The organism is Actinomadura violacea (assembly GCF_017573465.1).
Lineage (GTDB): Bacteria > Actinomycetota > Actinomycetes > Streptosporangiales > Streptosporangiaceae > Spirillospora > Spirillospora violacea.
Map to the genome: position 1 here is coordinate 39,965 of NZ_JAGEPF010000045.1, position 17,214 is coordinate 57,178.

At 70.1% G+C, this 17,214-nt stretch carries 14 protein-coding genes; 11 read left to right on the plus strand and 3 right to left on the minus strand.

What is annotated here, in order from left to right:
* Positions 1 to 784 precede the first annotated feature (784 nt).
* On the minus strand, positions 785 to 1,333 hold the full coding sequence (locus tag J4709_RS48225) for a GNAT family N-acetyltransferase (RefSeq protein ID WP_208252224.1): 549 nt from the start codon (positions 1,331 to 1,333) through the stop codon (positions 785 to 787).
* Between the two features lie 3 nt (positions 1,334 to 1,336).
* Entirely contained in the window at positions 1,337 to 2,629 is a 1,293-nt protein-coding gene (locus J4709_RS48230) for an NsdA family TPR-like regulatory protein (RefSeq protein ID WP_208252225.1), read from the minus strand.
* 248 nt (positions 2,630 to 2,877) lie between these two features.
* On the opposite strand from J4709_RS48230, the gene J4709_RS48235 reads away from it, so the two are divergent.
* The 4 genes from J4709_RS48235 to J4709_RS48250 all read left to right on the plus strand — a co-directional run bounded on the left by J4709_RS48235 (position 2,878) and on the right by J4709_RS48250 (position 5,656).
* A complete protein-coding gene (locus tag J4709_RS48235; RefSeq protein WP_208252226.1) occupies positions 2,878 to 3,162 on the plus strand; it encodes a hypothetical protein in 285 nt (94 codons plus the stop codon).
* A gap of 391 nt (positions 3,163 to 3,553) precedes the next feature.
* Positions 3,554 to 4,204, plus strand: coding sequence for a hypothetical protein (locus J4709_RS48240; protein WP_208252227.1), 651 nt, complete (start codon positions 3,554 to 3,556; stop codon positions 4,202 to 4,204).
* Between the two features lie 28 nt (positions 4,205 to 4,232).
* On the plus strand, positions 4,233 to 5,150 hold the full coding sequence (locus J4709_RS48245; RefSeq protein ID WP_208252228.1) for a phosphotransferase family protein: 918 nt from the start codon (positions 4,233 to 4,235) through the stop codon (positions 5,148 to 5,150).
* Between the two features lie 47 nt (positions 5,151 to 5,197).
* Positions 5,198 to 5,656, plus strand: coding sequence for a hypothetical protein (locus J4709_RS48250; RefSeq protein WP_208252229.1), 459 nt, complete (start codon positions 5,198 to 5,200; stop codon positions 5,654 to 5,656).
* 112 nt (positions 5,657 to 5,768) lie between these two features.
* Here the strand turns inward: J4709_RS48250 and J4709_RS48255 are convergent, their stop codons facing one another.
* Complete coding sequence (locus tag J4709_RS48255; protein ID WP_208252230.1) at positions 5,769 to 6,320, minus strand: class IV adenylate cyclase; 552 nt, start codon at positions 6,318 to 6,320, stop codon at positions 5,769 to 5,771.
* Between the two features lie 244 nt (positions 6,321 to 6,564).
* Between J4709_RS48255 and J4709_RS54295 the strand changes: the two genes are divergently transcribed.
* The 7 genes from J4709_RS54295 to J4709_RS56315 all read left to right on the plus strand — a co-directional run bounded on the left by J4709_RS54295 (position 6,565) and on the right by J4709_RS56315 (position 17,194).
* Complete coding sequence (locus J4709_RS54295; RefSeq protein WP_232385189.1) at positions 6,565 to 7,059, plus strand: ATP-binding protein; 495 nt, start codon at positions 6,565 to 6,567, stop codon at positions 7,057 to 7,059.
* Positions 7,060 to 8,552: 1,493 nt separating this feature from the next.
* The gene (locus J4709_RS48265; RefSeq protein WP_208252231.1) at positions 8,553 to 9,518 is read left to right on the plus strand and encodes a MarR family transcriptional regulator; all 966 of its coding nucleotides are present in this window, start codon (positions 8,553 to 8,555) and stop codon (positions 9,516 to 9,518) included.
* 94 nt (positions 9,519 to 9,612) lie between these two features.
* Positions 9,613 to 10,938, plus strand: coding sequence for an AAA family ATPase (locus J4709_RS48270; RefSeq protein ID WP_208252232.1), 1,326 nt, complete (start codon positions 9,613 to 9,615; stop codon positions 10,936 to 10,938).
* Between the two features lie 77 nt (positions 10,939 to 11,015).
* Positions 11,016 to 12,968 (plus strand): VWA domain-containing protein, encoded by a 1,953-nt coding sequence (locus J4709_RS55275; RefSeq protein ID WP_208252233.1) that lies wholly within the window; start codon positions 11,016 to 11,018, stop codon positions 12,966 to 12,968.
* Between the two features lie 2,014 nt (positions 12,969 to 14,982).
* A complete protein-coding gene (locus tag J4709_RS48280) occupies positions 14,983 to 15,210 on the plus strand; it encodes a DNA-binding protein (protein WP_208252234.1) in 228 nt (75 codons plus the stop codon).
* Between the two features lie 8 nt (positions 15,211 to 15,218).
* Positions 15,219 to 16,781 (plus strand): tyrosine-type recombinase/integrase, encoded by a 1,563-nt coding sequence (locus J4709_RS48285; protein ID WP_208252235.1) that lies wholly within the window; start codon positions 15,219 to 15,221, stop codon positions 16,779 to 16,781.
* Positions 16,778 to 17,194 carry an alpha/beta hydrolase fold domain-containing protein gene (locus J4709_RS56315; RefSeq protein WP_269757664.1) on the plus strand — a complete coding sequence of 139 codons (417 nt, stop codon included), beginning with the start codon at positions 16,778 to 16,780 and terminating at the stop codon, positions 17,192 to 17,194. Before J4709_RS48285 ends, J4709_RS56315 begins: the two co-directional genes overlap by 4 nt.
* Positions 17,195 to 17,214 lie beyond the last annotated feature (20 nt).

A 17,214-nucleotide genomic window follows, 5' to 3' on the forward strand; every position in this document is an offset into this window, starting at 1 on the left:
AGCACCAGGGGTGGCTCGGGGGGATCGCCTTGTGGCACGTGCTCCGACACATTCCCCCTTCAATCCGCAACAAATGCCGATGTAGACGCTACGGCAAAAAGATATCATCGATGGATCAATTGGAACAGATCCACCTTTGATGCATAAGCGGCGATGCTTCAGGCGTCGCGGTGCGCAGATGGCTCGACTGCACAACCTGAGCGGGACGGCGAGAGGTGCGGGTGTCGGGTATGCGATGTCCTGTGGGCTCCATCGTTACCACCCGCATCCGCTGAGCCACAGTACGCAACTTGCCGGCGCGGAGGAGCTTGCCGGCGCGTTCCACCCGGGCATTGCCCAGAGCAAGGGCATGCGTCTGGTCGGCGTGGTAAACGCCCTGGTTATGCCAGCACATGTGGCGCTTTAGCTCGCGCAAGACCGTTTGTGAGAGCCCAGTTTAACTGGCAGCGACCTCGATCCCGTCTCCGTGCTCGGACAGCGTGGCGATGCGTTGTCGCTCCGACAGGAAGTGGTACCGAGACGATTGGGACTTCTGTGCCACACGGGCGGCAGGGAAGCCGCGGCGCTCGGCCCAACATCGCTACCCGGTTTTGTGGCCGATCCTCTACCTGTCGGCGCGCCTCAATCGGCCCGACACCAGCGAGGATCAACCTCCAGTGCTCGTCCTGGATCTCCAGCTGCCGCTTGCGTCCCCGTCGTTCCAACTCGACACGATGCCCATCATCTCGGAGCGGCCGTGCAGCATGGCGATTGGGCGGATCGGCACCGGGCACGGTGCGATCGCCTAAGCGCCCGAGCCGTCCCCGCCGTGCGGAATATTCAGCACGAGTGCGTCGCTGAACGGCGGCTCTGCCCGGAACTCGGCGGCCTTGGTCCAGCCCCATCGGAGGTACATTCCGTAGGCGTCTGCGTCGAGGACCGCTGCGAGCGTCGCGAACCGCTCTTGCCGGCCAGCTAGCAGGGCGTCCATCAGCCGCCGCCCAAGCCCCTGCCCCCGCTCGGTCTTCGCCACGACCAACTCGACCACCGCGAACTTGTCCGCCTCAAGCACCTCCGCTGCCGGCTTCGAGGCGTTCTTCCACCACGCACCCGGCGGCATTGTGAACCCGAAGGTGAATCCCACTAGGGCATCTCCGCGCCGGACGGTGGTCAGCTTGAACCCGGACGCGACTGCCTGGTCGCGGGTCCGCTGAAGGAACCGGTTTCGGGAGTACTTGTCTGCTGCGTTGTAGGGCGGCTCGGCGTACACCTGCGCGTACAGGTCGGCGATTTCGTCCAGCGATTCCAGCGCAGCCTGCCGGTCCACCACCCGAACCACGAGGTCCTTGGACATGGGTCACTCCTCTTCGGGTGCCGGCAATGCGAAGGCGTCTCGGTAGTCCCGCACTGTGGGCTGGGTCAGGTCGGCGTCCGGGACTGCTTCCAGCACCATCCGGGCGCCACGCTGGATCGTTGTAGTCCGCTGGACGGTGGCCAGCGCCTCGATCGTTCTGCCGGCGTGTTCCACGCCCGTGGCGACGTCGCCGGCTCGCACCAGCGAGGTGGCGCGTAGTAGTTCGATCTGTGCGCGTTGGCGGCGCATCTCCGGTGGGTACAGCGCCGCTGCGGCGTCTTGGGCTTGCGTGGCTCGATCGAACGCGCCGGTGTGGGTAGTGGTGAACGCGATCGTGTGCTGTAGCGCGGTCTCTGGCCACGCCCCAGTTGCCAGTCGGTCGTCTGGTGCCGCCGCCGGTAGCCGTTCCCAGTGGTCGGCTAGTGCGTGGAGCGCCTCGTCGGCCTCGTGCTGCCGGTCCATCATCGCCAAGGTCTGCGCGCGGCTGGCCATTGCTTCGAGCGCTGCCGCGCCCGCCGCCCTGCCGCCGATCGCGATTGCTTGGTCGGCCAGGCGCAGCACTACTGTCAGCGGGCGTCCGGAGTACAGGCTGTTCATGGCCTCGTAACCCCGGACCCATACCTGCAGGTCCTGGTCGCGGGAGGCGTCGGCGGCGTGGCGGGCGGTCTTCCACCAGTCGCGGGCGTGGCGGCGCTCGCCGAGCGTCGACACGGTCATCGCCATGAGCGCGGCGAGCTTGCCCGCCGGGCCGCGCAGGTCATCGCGCGTGGCGCCGTCCGGGACGGTCCGGATTGAGGTCAGCAGCGAGACCAGGTCCGCCGCAAGGTCGGGTAGCAGTTCGTGCGGCGGGGTGGTGAGGAACGCATGGCCGTGCTCGAACACGGTCTCTTCCCAGTCTTGGACCAGGTGTCCGTGTAGGCCGCCGGGGATGGCGCGGTTCAGCGCCTGGCGGATCGGTTCGAGCGGCTCGGTGCGGGATGCAGTGTCGACGCCGAGTAGCGCGAGGCTGGCCAGCAGGTGTCTGCGATCGGCGTCAGCGTCGCGGGCATCGGGCGGGGGTTCGGCGATCAGTTCGCCTTCGGGGATGCCGAATGCTGTGGCGTAGTGGGGTCGCCAGTCGCGGGGCCGGTTGACGCCCTTCTCCCAGGAGCGGATCTGCCGGGCCAGGCTGTCGACGTCGCCGAACTCCAGGCCGGCCGCGCGCATCAACTGCCGCGCCATCTCGGCTTTGGACCAGCCGCGGGCCTCGCGTTCAGATTGCAGTCGTATCGCCCATATGGGTCGGTTGTCGGTCATCGGCGTGCACCGTTCCGCTGATTTCCGTGCGGGGGGGCGGACAGCGAAGTGTCCGCCCGGTGACCGCCATTGTCCGTCTAGTTCCGCGGCACGTGCACTGGTTTCACTGAGCGTAACGACATTGGTACCGCGTTGTGGCAGGAGATCGTCCCATGCACCGCCTGGAACAGCAGCAGAGAACGATGCCTTCCGAGACGGGTGTGCTCGTGCCACCGTGCGCCGGCACTTCCGACAGGCTCATGCGGCCGGTGTCTCCGAGTCGAAGCGGTGTCGACCGGGCGCGATGGGCGCCGGAGCTGTACGCGTGGGACATCGACGGGGACGACGAGCACGGCCAGGCCGGCGTCACCGATGACCGCGGCCGCGCGATCGACCACGTCAAGGATGCGCTCGCCGACGCCTCCCCGGGCACGTCCGGGGAGGTCCGTCGGGTTGCGCTGTCGGGGTCGGGCCGCGGCTGCTACGTCGATCTCGGGACCGAGGCCACCGCACACGTCGATGCGGGGACCAACGCCGTCGTGTGGACGAGATGAACACCTTCAAGTTCCGCACGCCCGCCAGCCTGGACCTGCCCGGCGCCATAGGACGGGTGTGCGGCAGGGCGCGGCGGCGTCGCACAGCCCTCCGGCCGCCGCCACGCCCCGCAACGCGCGGGACCGCGACCAACCAACCCGCCTGCGGCCAGCGCGACGAAGACCGCCCTCACGCAGTCAGCTCCCGCAAGCCGGCCACACGCCCCGGCAGGCCCAGAGGAAAGGAGCCCCGACCCGCTGCGAGACCGCCCCGCCCTTTCACCCATCACTGGCAAGGACATCAGGAGGAAACGTGATCACCCTTTCCGAAGCGAGTCCGCTCATCCGGGCGGAACTCCCTGAGGCGTTCCATTCCGGCTGGAATCGTATCGACGGCGTCACGGTCGAGGGCATGACCATCGTGATCGACCCGGCCGTCTACTTCTTCCGGTACGAGAACCCGTCGTGGATCGTCTGCGACTGGGACGGCGTCAGGGCCGACTTGCTGACCGCCCGCGAGACCGCGGACACCACGGTCGAGCAGCTGGCCCTGGACTACGTCCGCGCGCACGGCCGGACGACCACCGACCCGGCCGAGGTGCTCGCGGTGGCGTGGGAGGCGACCGCCTACATCTTCCGGGAGGAGTACCTGACCGAGCCGGGCCTGGTCGCGCTCGGCGTGCGCGCCGAGCACCTGCGGATGCTGCGCGAGGTCGGCACGGTGATGGCGCTGAACCGGGTCGAGCAGGACGGTGCGATCTCCAACGTCGGGCCGGCGTGGATGTTCCCGATCGCCTGCAAGGTCATCTACGGCCTGGACGAGCAGGAGGCGCAGCTGGTCGACGAGCTGTATCACGGCACGTGGTTCGATGAGTCGCGGCGGGTGGAGGCGACCAAGGCCAACGCCGCGCTGGGCGGGCGGCTGGTGCACGGCTGCCAGTCCCAGGCGGACATGCGCGGCGGCGCGATCGTGCCGTTCGGGGTGGACCTCACCGAGTTCCGGCGGGAGCTGCGACAGTTCGGGGATGACTGGATCCAGCGAGTCCAAGCCTGTGGCCAGTAGCGTCCACGGACCGCAGGGGGCGGGCCCGGTGTCCGCCCCCTCACCGGTCCTTTCATCTCTGCTCGCCTCCAGTCCGCTGCGTGCGCGGCGGGCCGTCAGCCGGGAACCGATCCATGTCTGGGCGCTGTCGGCGGTGGAACGTGTGCACCTGGATAACGGCGGCACCGTCATCCTCAAATCGGCGATCGCGCCGTTCACCGGGGAGGCCGATGTCTTGCAGTACGCGGGGCGGCATGGCGTGCCGGTACCGGACGTGCTCGCGGTCAGTCGCCGTGATGATGCGCACCTGTCGATGCTCCTGGAGGACCTCGGCGAACACCCGGCCGAAGATGCATCCCTGCCGCAAGGAGCAGCGGCGGCGGTCGCGATCCACGCCTGCCCCCCGATGGGGGGTCTGCCTGTGCTGGATGCTCGCGAATTGGCCTCACTCCCGGGCCGGGCGCTTGGCGCGCTGGCACGGCTGCAACAGGCCGGGCGATGGAGCGACGCCGCCGACATCCGCCGCTTGCTGACGGAGTTGGCGGAGGTCGCCGAGGCGCGGTCCGCGGGAGCGGCCACGCCTCCGTTCGGGATGTGCCATAGCGAGTTCCATCCGACCTCGCTGCACACCGGGCCGTCGGGGTTGCGGGTCCTGGATTGGGCGCGGGCGTTCACCGGCCCGGGTCTGCTGGATCTGGCGTCGTGGCGCGACACCCCGCTGCCGCTGGATGTCGCCGCGATCGCGGAGATGATCGGCGCCTACATCGCCGCCGGCGGCCCCGAGAGCGCGGCCGCGGAGCGTGGGGGCCTGCCCGCCGAGGTCTGGGCGGGCGGCTGGCACCGCGTCTGGATCTGCGAGTGGTACCTGCAGCAGTGCGTCCGCTGGATGCCGAACCCTGAGGCCGACGAGGCCACCCAACGTGTCGTTCGCCGGCACCTCACCGAGGCCAAGGAATGCCTGACGTAGCCAACATCCATCCCTCCCGTCGCCTGACCACCCCGGCTGGGGACGAGGTGGACATCGACCTCGACATGATCCCGCTGGTCCGCGCCCTGTGGAGGTTGGGATTGAGTACGTCTGGTTGCTGTCAGGACCTCGGGGCGTCCATCCGTTGCGGACCGAGATCGGCGACCGGCCCGGGACGGCGGCGGCACGCCGACTTCTATGCCGGCCAGGCGTGGCTGAAGATGTCCGCCGATGACGCGCGCACGATGCTGGACCTGCTTGTGAGGGTTCTGCCGAAGACGGGGGAGCGGCTCAACCGGTGGACGCGTGCCGATGCCTGGGACGTCTTCGTCTATCTCGTCGCTGAAGGCGAGAGCGTGGTCCCGTCTTGCTGGGCACAGGTCCACTTTCCCAGAATCCACCTCAACGAGGTCACGAGGGCGCTGAGCATGGTCACCGCCGCCCCGCTTCGCAGCACGGCGGAGGAGCAGCCGGATGCGGCAGCCGAACATCGCAGGAGATGCTGAAGCAAGGCGCGAGATCGTCGAGCCGGACAGCACCCGTCGTGTTGAGGGACGTCCGTCAGCCTGTTGCCCGCCATCGGCCCGGCCATCAGCGGCTCGCGCTGTTTCGAACCGTTCAGGTGCTGTGATGCTGGGCGAGCCGGACGAGGGAGTCGTAGGTGTCGGTCACCCGCTCCAGCTTGACGCCCAGGCCGGTCGCCCATGCGTCCAGTTGCGCTTGGACGGCCAGGCCCGGCTCGTCGGCGGTCGTGACCGTCTCGATCTCCAGGAACGGTCCCACATCCTCGACGTCGTCCAGGCACAACGACCACCGTCCCGCCTGCCCGGTCCGGCGCCGCTTGACGATCCGGACCGTCGGACGGAACCCCATCTGCAGCAACGCCTCGTGCATCTGCCCGGGATCGGCCACGACCGTTTCGGCCTCCAGGCAGGCCATCTCGTTGTCCTGCGGAGTCTTCACCGTGAACAGGTGCGTGCCCTGCACGGTCCGCAGCCGCCCGAACGGCACACCGGTCTTGGGCTTGCCGTAGTTCCACCATATCGGGGCGTACGCCTGATCTTCCTGGAGAACCGGCGCGGACAACGAGACTCCGTGATCAGCCAGGGCGCGTAGCAGCGCGTCCTGGTCGATCACGCGGTACTTGACCTCGATCTCTTGAGCTTCCATGGCCCCCCGGGACGTGAGATGTGCGGTCGAAGAAGCCTATGGCGCCGAATGCCTCACCGAGGTGCTTATGGCGAGACGCCGCGGAGAAGGCGGTGCGCTCTTCGGGGTTGGTCGCTTGTGGTTTGTTGACCGAACAAACGCACTTGACCTCGCTCGCAGAGCCGGGCGCTAATCAACATCCGGCCGACCGTGACAGATGAAACGGTCATCGGCGGGCGGAGAACAAAAGGGAGGAACAAGCAGAATGGAAAACGCGAAACTGGTCGGAGCGACGGCCAGTGAATGGCTGTGGGCGACGGAGAGGATGCGGTGGCGCCGGGTGTATGCAGGCCGGGCCGATCAGGTGCAGGAGGCGCGGACCTTCGCTGAGGCGCTTTTCGCGGGCATGCCGTGTGTGGACGTGGTCGCGCTGGCCGTCAGCGAGCTCGCCGGAAACGCGGTGAGGCACACGCGGTCGGGTGAGGGAGGTGACGGCTGGTTCGGGCTGGAGGTCGTCTGCGAGAACCCGGCCTATGTCGCGGTCACCGACATGGGCGGGCATGGCATCCCGACCGTGCTGCCCGAGGGGTACGGCGGCATGTACGGGGAGGGTGGCCGGGGGCTGCGGATGCTGTACGAGCTGGCGCTGATGTTCGGCGTGCACGGCAACAGCAGCCTGGGCCACACCGTCTGGGTCGACCTCGACCTCAACCGCAAGCTCGAAGCCATGCCCCGGCCTGCGGCTGCGCTGGCGGTATAAGGAGGGCCCAGCCTGGGTGAATCAGGCTGGCCCCTCGCGCCAAGGATAGCCAGCGGCCCCTTGCGGCGGCTCCGTCCTAACGCGATACCGGACGGGACGGAGCCGCCGCGCGGTGCGGTGTCCGCCGCAGGCGGCTGGATCAGCATGCCGGCGCTCTTCTGCTTATCGTGTCCCCCTATGTCCGCGGGCAGCACTTCATGAGCACACGGGAGCGACAGAGTGTCCGCGGCGTGCCTACAGAGTGCTTAAAATCGCTGTGACCTGTGAAAACGTCAAGGCTTGCAGCTGTTCCTACCGGAGTCTACGCAGCCCGCGCGTCGACGCACCCGTCACCGGCCCGGGCGCAGTCCTACCCAGGCCACGAGTTGGATCGCCGGGGGAACACTTCAGGGACACATCGTGGACACGCCGCCGGCGGCACGGTGTCCAGGTGTCCGTCGACACCTGTGAGTGTGGGTGTGCCCCGGGCGGTCTACTTCCAGCAGGGCCGACCGACGCCAACTGGGATGGGGCAGGTCGACCGTCCGGCGGCGGCGCTGGTCCGTGTTGGCGAGACCGCGGTAGCGCGGGAACCGGTGGCACGGCTCGCTGGCCCAGAGAAGTCTGCTGCGGCACGCGTGCGGCAGCGGCAAGGGACACGTCGCCCCAGAACCCGGGAGGCAGCCCGGGGAACAACCTGTTCCTCCGGCGAGGGCAGGGGAACGACTCTTTGGCTTCGCGGCTCGTCCCAGCCCGCGGCGACTCCTCGCGTGCAGGCAGGCATGGCGTGGTTGCGGGGCACTTCCAGTGTCTTTGTCCGCTGGAGGTGCGGACGAAAGTGGGCGCGGCTTTCGGGGTTCTGTTCGGCCTTCTTTTCGGGGTTCTTTTCGGGGTTCCGTCTATGACCAGAACCCCCTGGCGGCCCTGTCCTTGCAGGTAGGCGCGCCATCGCATCTTCTGTTCGCGTGCCCGACTCGTCTCCAGGACGACTCCTGGTAATAGCCCGCGCGTATGTGGATGTTGGACTCTTGCGTGCCCCTCCGATCCCGTGTTGCTGGTTTCTACCTTGTCCCTCTACCTCAAAGCATGCACATCCGCCAGCCTGGCCGGCGCCGGCCGGGCGGGCCGGCGGGGCGTCGCCCTCGGCGACGGCCCGCGCCCGTGCCCGAGTCGCCTCGGGCGCGCGAGTCGTGGGAGGTGAGGTGTCTGCCGAAGTGAGATGTCGAGTCGCCGTGCCGTTCCGTCATCTCTGGCGAGGCGCATTCGGTGAAAGGGTGCGAGGTGATGGTGCGTCCTGCGGCGCGCGTGGTTTCGGTGCGCGAAATCGGCGTTTGCCGTTGGTTGGGTTTAGGTGTCGGCGTGGGTGATTGGTTACATCGTTCAGCCGTTGAGGTGATTAAAAATGTGGCCGCAGGTGCTTGCCTATCGTTGCGGCATCGAGAAATGGTCGAGCTCCCGGTAAACGGGAACGGCGCCGAGTCACGGTTGCCGGAACGAATGGAACGGGAGTCGAAATGGCCACGAAGAACGCCACCGCCACCGCCGCTGTCGGGAACGGCGCCATTGGCGCGCAGGGCGCGGTTGACGGTGAGCCCGGTGCGTCGGGTGGGGCGCGTCCGGCGGGCGCGGCTGGGGGCGTGTGGGACGCGCTGACGGGCAACCCGGGCGGCACGGTCGCCGTGATCGCGGGCGCGGCGGGTGTCAGCCGCGCGACGGCGTCCCGCACCCTGGCCGCCCTGGAGGCGGACGGGCGCGCCGCCCGGACGCCGGGCGGGCGGGACGGCGGGAAGCGGCTCCCCGACACCTGGCACGCCACCGCCGCCACCCCCACCACCACCACCACCGGCGGTGCCGACGGCGGCGGGGCGGGCGCCGGTGAGGACGGCATAGCGCCGACTGGTCCCGTCCCGGACGCGTCCGCCGACGGGCCCGAGGCCGCCTCGTCCGGCCCGCTGGACACCACCGACAGCACGGACACCGGAGACGCGGACACGACCGGCACCGGTGACACGGAGGGGGACGGGGAGGAGGGGATGGATTCGGCGGCGGTGGCCGAGGCGCGGGATGCGCTGACGGCGTTGCGGGAGGGGATCACAGCGGCGCTGGCGGCGTTGGAAGCCGGGGACGGCGAAGCGGCGGTGTTGGCGGCGGAGGGTGCTTACAGCGGGTCGGGGCTGGTGCGGCGGTTGGTGCGTGCGGCGGCGCGGGGTCCGGTGCGGACGCCGTCGGGGCGGGTGCGGTCGCAGCCGGGGGCGATGCGCGCGAAGGTCGCCGCGCACCTGACCGCGCACCCGGGCGCGGAGTTCACCCCGCATGAGGTCGCGAAGGTGATCGGTCATTCGGCGGGCGCGGTGTCCAACGCCCTGGACCGGCTCGCCGAGGACGGTGACGCCGAGCTGGTGTGCGAACGGCCCCGCCGGTTCACCACCACCCGCCGCGCCACCGGCGCCGCCGAGGCGACCGTGCTCGCCGCGCGCTGACCGCCCGCACCCACCACCGCCACGGGGGCGGGCACCGCGCCACCGCCCGCCCCCTGCGCCACCGACCACCGACACCACCGCCTGGAGGCAAGTGATGACCACCGTTCCCGCCACGACCCCGACCAGCACGACCCCGACCACCACCGTCGCGCCCGCCGCTGTGCCGTCCACGGGCACGGCGCCCGCCGTTGCGGTGGCGGGTACCGGCCCCGCCGCGCCGGGTGCCGTGCCCGCGCCGTCGGGCGGTCGCCTGGGGCAGGGTGAGTTGCGGCGGCGGGTCGCCGCCGTGCTGGCCGACCGTCCGGGGAGCCTGTTCACTCCCGGTGAGATCGCCAAGGACCTAGGGCGGTCGGCGGGTGCGGTCGCCAACGCCCTGGACACGCTGACCGGCCGAGGACAGGCCGAGCGGGTGTCGGGGCGGCCGCGCCGGTACGGTGCCACCGCCACCACCGTCGACGCCACCAAGGGCCCCATCACGGGCGGCAGCGCGGGTACCCGGACGTCGCGCCGAACGCCATCGGCGGCGCCCGCGCCCGCCGCCCCACCGTCCGCCACCACTACCGGCACCGGCACCGGCACCGGCACGGCAGCGGCGGCGGGTGGGAAGGCGGTGGCGCAGTACGGGCGGGGGCCGGTGGTGCGGCCCAACGGCCAGGCCTACCACCCGCGTGCGCTGGCGGATCTGCCGGATGTGGCGGCGCTGCGGCGGTTGCGGGAGGCGTCGATCGCGGCGTTGCTGTACGGGCCGCCCGGTACCGGGAAGACGTCGCTGGTGGAGGCGGCGTTCCCGGACCTGATCACGGTCGCGGGGGACGGGGACACCGCCGTCGCCGATTTCGTCGGCGAGTACACCCAGGCCCCGGGCGGCGGGTACGAGTTCATCTACGGGCCCCTCGTGACCGCGATGACCGAGGGCCGCTGCCTGTTCATCGACGACGCCACCCTCATCTCACCCAAGGTGCTGGCGGTGGTGTACCCCGCCATGGACGGGCGCCGCCAGATCACCGTCAAGGCCCACCGGGGCGAGACGATCACCGCCGCCGAGGGCTTCTACGTCGTCGCCGGACACAACCCGGGCGTGCACGGCGCCGTCCTCACCGAGGCCCTCGCCTCACGGTTCGCCGCGCAGATCCAAGTGTCCACCGACTACGACCTCGCGACGACATTGAAGATCGAGCCGCGCGCGATCCGCGTCGCCCGCAACCTCGCCCGCCGCCGGGCCTCCGGGGAGATCGGGTGGGCGCCGCAGCTGCGCGAGCTGATCGCCTTCCAGAAGATGACCAAAGTCCTCGGGCCGGACGCGGCGGTCGCCAACCTCCTCGGCATCGCCCCCGAAGAAGACCGCGACATGGTCGCCGAGGTCATCAGTTCCGTCTACGGACGCGCCGTCACCCCGCTGGCCCTCGGCCGCCAACTCTGACCCACACCCGTACGCCGCACATCCGTACGCCACGCCGTGCCCGTCCGGGCACCGATCACGACCTACCAGGGGGAACCATGACCGCGCACATCGTCACCACATCCGCCACCGCCACCGCACCCGCCACCGGCCCCACCGCGCCCGCTACGGCGGCGGCCACTGTACCGGCGCCCGCCGCCACCGTGCCCGCGCCCGCCGCTGTGGCGGGGGCGGGGGCGGGGGTGCCTGGGGCGTGGCTGTCGCTGTCGGCGGCGTTCACCGATGCCGTGGCCGACCTCACCGACCGCGAGGACCTGACGGTGAGGTGCGCGCCCGGCCTGGGGCAGGGGGCGCCGGGGTGTTTCGTGCCCGCGCTGGCCACCATCGAACTCGACGGCACCCACTTGGGGCATCGGCCCGACACCTGCGACCCGACCCGCCCCGCTGACCGGTACCGGTATCCGGCGCTGTGGGGTGTGCTGGTCCACGAGGCCGCGCACGCCACCCACACCCGCTGGACGCCACCCAGCGGCGCACCGGCTGGGGCGTCCGCCGCCGCGATCGATGCGGCGCTGGCGTTGGAGGAGTCGCGGATCGAGGCGGTGCAGGTGCGGCGCCGCCCCGCCGACCGGCCATGGCTGCGCGCCGTCGCCAGCACCATCGTCCTTCCCAGCTTCTTCACCCCCGCCACCACCCCGCCCGCCACCGGCCCGGCCGGTGCCGCCGCCCCGGCGACCGCACCCGGTGCTGGTGCGTCCGGTGGTGGCGCGCCCGGTGGCGTGGCGGCGGTGTCGACACCGGGGGCGGCGATGACGCCATGGAACGCCGGATACGCCGCCGCACTGCTGCTGGCCCGCACCGACGCCGGAATCCTCACCACGGCCGAAACCGCGCCGCTGCGCGAGGTCGTGGTCGGGGTGCTCGGCGAATCGCGGTTGAGTGCGCTGTCGGCGTTGTGGCACATCGCCCACACCACGCCCGACACCGACGGGGAGGCGATGCTGGAACTCGGGCGCCGCTGGTGCCGGATCGTCGGCACCGAGCCCGACCGGCCCGTGCCCACGCCGCCGCCCGGCACACCCGGCGCCTCCGGTGACCCCTCGCCTCTGGTCAAGGCGGTCGGGGAGACTCTGGTCGCCGTCCACGGTTCCGCCGACACCCCCGCCATGGCGCCCGGCACGCCCGGCGCGCCGACCTCGCGTGGAGAGGAACGCCGGCAAGAGAAGCGGGCGCGCGAGCAGGCGCAGCGTGCGGCGCGGCGGGTGTTCGCACCCAGCACCACCCCCACCACGTCCCGGCGCGGCGGTACCGCCATCACCGGCACCCGCACCCCAGAGCCCGCCGAGCAGGCCGCCGCCCGCCGCCTCGCCCGGCAGTTGCGCGCCGCCGCGCACCGCGACCGCGTCACCACCCGCGCCACCTCGGCCACCCCGCCCGGACGCCTCAGCATGCGCGGCGCCCTGGCCGCCGACGCCCAGCGCGCCGCCGGGGCCGCCCCCACCGCCGAACCCTTCACCCGCACCGTCCGCCGCCACGTGCCCGCGCCGCCGCTGCGCATCGGGATCGCCTGCGACGTGTCGGGATCCATGAACGCCTTCGCCGCACCCGTCGCCTCCGCCGCATGGATCATCGCCCGTGCCGCCGCACACGTTCCCGACGCCATCTCCGCCGCCGTTATCTTCGGTGCGCGGGTGCGGGCCCTCACTCGCCCCGGACAGACACCCGCCCAAGTCCCCGTCTTCGCCGCCAACGACCCGACCGAAGACTTCACCACCGCCATCGACGCCCTGGACGCCACCCTCGATTTGACCCGTCCCGGCGCCGCCCGCCTCCTCGTGGTCGTCTCCGACGGCAAATTCAAAGATCCCCACCCCACCCTCGGGCAGCAACGCCTCGACCGCCTCACCGCCGCCGGGTGCGCCGCGCTGTGGGTGGCACCCGACCGGCACACCACCGTCCTGAACGGCGCCTACCGCGTCACCCTCACCGATCCCACCCGGACCGCCGACACAATCGGCGCCGCTGCCACCCACGCCCTCCGCAACGCCTGACCGCGTTCCCGGCCCGGCCCCGCTCCCAGGGGTCCGGGCGGGAACATACGAGCCATGCGGCCGTATCGTTCAGCGCCGCATGCCGGAGGAGTCAACGCTGGCGAAGGCGTCAGGCGCAGGCAGCCGGATGGAGGCTGGAAGACGGCGCGAAGTCTCCGCCGGCGTTGACCGGCCACCGGGCGGGATTCGCGCCCGCCGCCATGGCGGATCCTCCGTTGGTGTCTGCGGATGCCTGTCACGGTGACAGACGGCTGGCCTGTCGGTCCGGCCTCCGCCGATGGTGCGGTCCTAAGATGGCGCGCCGTGGATCTTTCACCCGAACACCTCGCTTCGCCCGTCGCCGAGGCCGGGCACTCGCCTGTCCCTGGCGTTTCCGTCCTTGCCGGTCAGCCCTGCCCGCTGTGCGGCGAACTGGTCAGGGAAGCGACGCAGGCGGGCAACGACCTCCAGGTGCTCCAGCCCTGCGGGTGCGCGGTCTAGAGGCCGTGTCTCCAAGATCGGATTGAGGGCGCTGGTGGTCACGGTCTGATCGCGGCGGCGTCCGGCACGTGCGCTCAGCGCCGAGGCCAGAGGTCGATCACGACCTTGCCGCGGACGTGCCGGGCCGCCTGGAGTTCGACGGCCGTGCGGAGGCCTTCGGGTTCGTCACAGGCACCACGATCGGACCCTTGCCCGACATGCCGGTCTCGGCACATCCTTCATAAAGCCACCGACAACGCAGCCCGACTCTCCTGGGACGCGGAGCAATCGGCTGTCGGATCGATGTCGACGCGAGTAGCCGGGGCGGTGACAGCAACTGCCTGCCCGGTCTTGACGAGGTAGGCGGGGCTCCTCGCGCAGGCAGTCTCGCCGAAGCGGCGTCGGACGAAGCCGGGGCTGGTGCGGGAATGTCGGGTCGGCCAGTACCGCCTGCTCCACGTTGTGCACCACTCCGGTGCGTGGCGACTTCCGCTGTTCCGACTTGGTGCACTGCTGCTCCATCCTGTTCCATCGGGGCGGAGCAAGGCGCCTCGGAGGCTGGCCCGCCCCCTCAACTCGCTCGAAGAATGCGACGGGGGTCGGACGGACGTCGACCAGCGCACCGTGACTTCGCTGGGGAACGTCCGGCATCGAGTCGTGAGCCCCTGGCCTGCAGGAACATGTGGGACGAATCTTGGTCCGGCGGCGATCGAGTGTGTCGTCTACCTCGGCATCCAGATCCTTCACGGGAGCTCGCCGACCGACACTCATGAGGCGAACCGACGGGCTCCGGTTCTCGCTGGCGTCGACGCTGTTGATCAAGCCTTGACCTGTCCTGCGGATGTTCCCGGGGCTGCGGATGTGCTGAACGGTAAGGCTTCAAGAAGCACCGACCTGACATCGCCCGTGCCGCTGGGAACGCCTGGTCATGTTCTGGCCAGGCGACCTTGGCCAGATCCTGACGTGAGCGTTGGCAAATTCAGATGCGTTCAGCGGTGCTTTAAGGGTGTACGGAAATCGGTGGCCACCGCAGGCCACCCAGCGAATGAATCACACGCCGTCCAACCCGCACCACCCACCAGTCAACACCCCACCGACCCGCCCGGTGCAGCACGGAACGTCGGCCGCCTGGTTGTGGCCACCGCCTTCAAAATGAGGAGTCAGCCATTCGAACAAAAACTCGTCTCAGTCGGCCATTGCCCGGTACTGGCAGCCTTGCTGAGTATCGCCGGGCGGTTGGCTGTCAAGGGGACCGGCAGCGGTTCGGCGGCTGCCTCCAGGGCGGGCGCCGTCAGGCGAGCACGGCGCTGGCCGTCGTCGCACCCGTCGGTGGCGCTGCCGGCGGGGGACTTGACCGGCGGGGTGCAGTCGAGCGTGCATACCGATGCTCCGAACCAGCAGGACAGACCCGACCGTGCCCAGCGGCCGGTCCGTCCGCTCATCGGAGCGGTCCTGATCCGTTGGAGGACGCCCACGCCGCCAGCGCCCTGGCAGGCGGTTCCCTGCGGCGGCCGGTAGGCCGCCGGACGGGGTTGCGTGCTGGGGGTGGGTGGTGATGCAGGGGCTGACTGCGGCGGAGATCCGTGTGCTGCCCGCGGTGGTCGATCTGGTCACGGCAGGGCGGGCGCTCGGGATGGGGCGTACCAAGAGCTACGAGCTGGCTCGTGCCGGGCGGTTTCCCTGCCCGGTGCTGCGGGTCGGTCGCAGCTACCTGGTCCCCACTGCCGGGCTCCTGACCCTCCTGGGCCTCGACCGTCCCCAGTACCCGACCGAAAGCGAGTGAGATCAGTCTTGGCTGCCGGAACCACCTACAAGGCCTGCGGATGCCGTACCCCCGAGGGGCGGCTGCTGGGCAAGAAGTGCCCGAAACTGCGCCGCAAGAGCGGCTCGTGGAGCCCGACCCACGGCACCTGGTACTACCAGTACGAACTCCCGCCCCGCCCGGATGGGACGCGCCGCAACCCCATCCGCCGCGGCGGATACCTCCTCCAGGACGACGCCGAAGCCGAGATCGGCCGACTCCACGAACTGCTGGCCGTCACCGACGATCCCGACCACCGCCACCGCATCATCGATCTCATCACCATCACCCTCAAGCAGCACAAGCGGCTGCCCGAGCCGGAGGAGGTGCGCCGCAAGATCCGCACCGGGCAAGCCCTGGACACCACCATCACCGTGGGGCAGTGGCTCACCCTGTGGCTGGCGGGCCGCAAGGGGCTGCGCGCCAGCACTGTGCACAGCTATCACACCCACATCCACGTCCACCTGATCCCCGTCATCGGCCACATCCGCCTGGACCGGCTACGCGCCGCGGACGTGGAGGCGGTGTTCGAGGCCATCGACGAACGCAACGAACTCATCACCCACGCCCGCACCACCGGCGACCCGGCACTGCGCGCCCGCGTGAAGGGATGCCGAGTGGTCGGCCCGGCGACCAAGCACCGCATCCGCGCCACCCTGCGCGCCGCACTCAACAAAGCGATCCGGGAACGACGCATCGACCTCAACGTCGCCTCCCTCATCGAACTCCCACCCGGCAAACGCCCCAAGGCACTGATCTGGACGCCCGAACGGATCCAGCAATGGGAACAGGCCCGCGACGCCTATATCACCGCCAAGGCCGAGATCCGCCGCACCCAACTCGGCGGACGCGGACACAGCAACCGGATCAAGCCCATCGACGCCTACATAGGCACGCCACGGCCGTCACCGGTGATGGTGTGGACGCCTGAACAGACCCGGGTGTTCCTTGACCGCGCCGCCGGGCACCGGCTGTACGCGCTGTACCAGCTCATCGCCTTCCGCGGTCTACGCCGCGGTGAAGCCTGCGGGCTGCGGTGGGCGGACGTCGACCTCGACGCGGGAACGATTCGAGTGCGGTGGCAGATCACCCAGATCGGCGGCACAACTCAACAGGCTCGCCCGAAGTCTGAGGCCGGCGAGCGTCAAGTCACCCTCGACAAACACACCAACAAGGAGCTCGCCGTCCACCGGGCTCGTCAGAATCACGAACGTCTCGCCGCAGGAAATGCTTGGAACGAGAGCGGCTTCGTCTTCACCGACGAGGATGGAAACCTGCTGCTTCCGGAGTTCGCACTGGATCAGTTCCAGTTGATGGCCATGGAAGCCGGGCTGCCTCCCGTTCGTCTACACGACCTGCGCCACGGCGCAGCCACCATCCTGTTGCGTGCCGGACACGATCTCAAAGTCGTCCAGGAGACCCTGGGGCTGTCGTCGATCACCATCGCCTCCGACACCTACACCAGCGTCCTACCCGACCTGGCACGCCAGTCCGCCGAAGACGCCGCCGCCATCCTCCTCAAATCCCGGCCCGGAAAGAGAAGGGCTGGCTGAGCGACCGCGCTTCTTGGCGCCACGGCCGCGACGCCTTGTTACGCGCATCGCACCTCCGCGCGTGGGCGGAACGCTACGGCACCTGCCACGACCCAACCTCGCCTGAGCTGTCCCCAGGCCTACGGCGACTTTACGGAGTTCGACACGTGTTCATCCATCTCAGCAGGGGGGAGATCCTCGCGCCCGACATCCACCGTCTCGTCGAGCGTGCCCGCGCGGCCGGGGTCCTCGTCGAACACCGCTCCTACGGCCACGTGTGGCATGACTTCCACATCCAGGCGAACCTCGTCGAGCCCGCGAGCGTGGCCGTCGTCGAACTCGGCAGCTTCCTGGCGACCGGGCTGGACCGGCGGAATCCCTCCGCCTGCACGGCACCGTCGGGCGGGGACCGCCGCGATCGGCGTCAACTCTGATCTGCTCAACCTCGGCTATT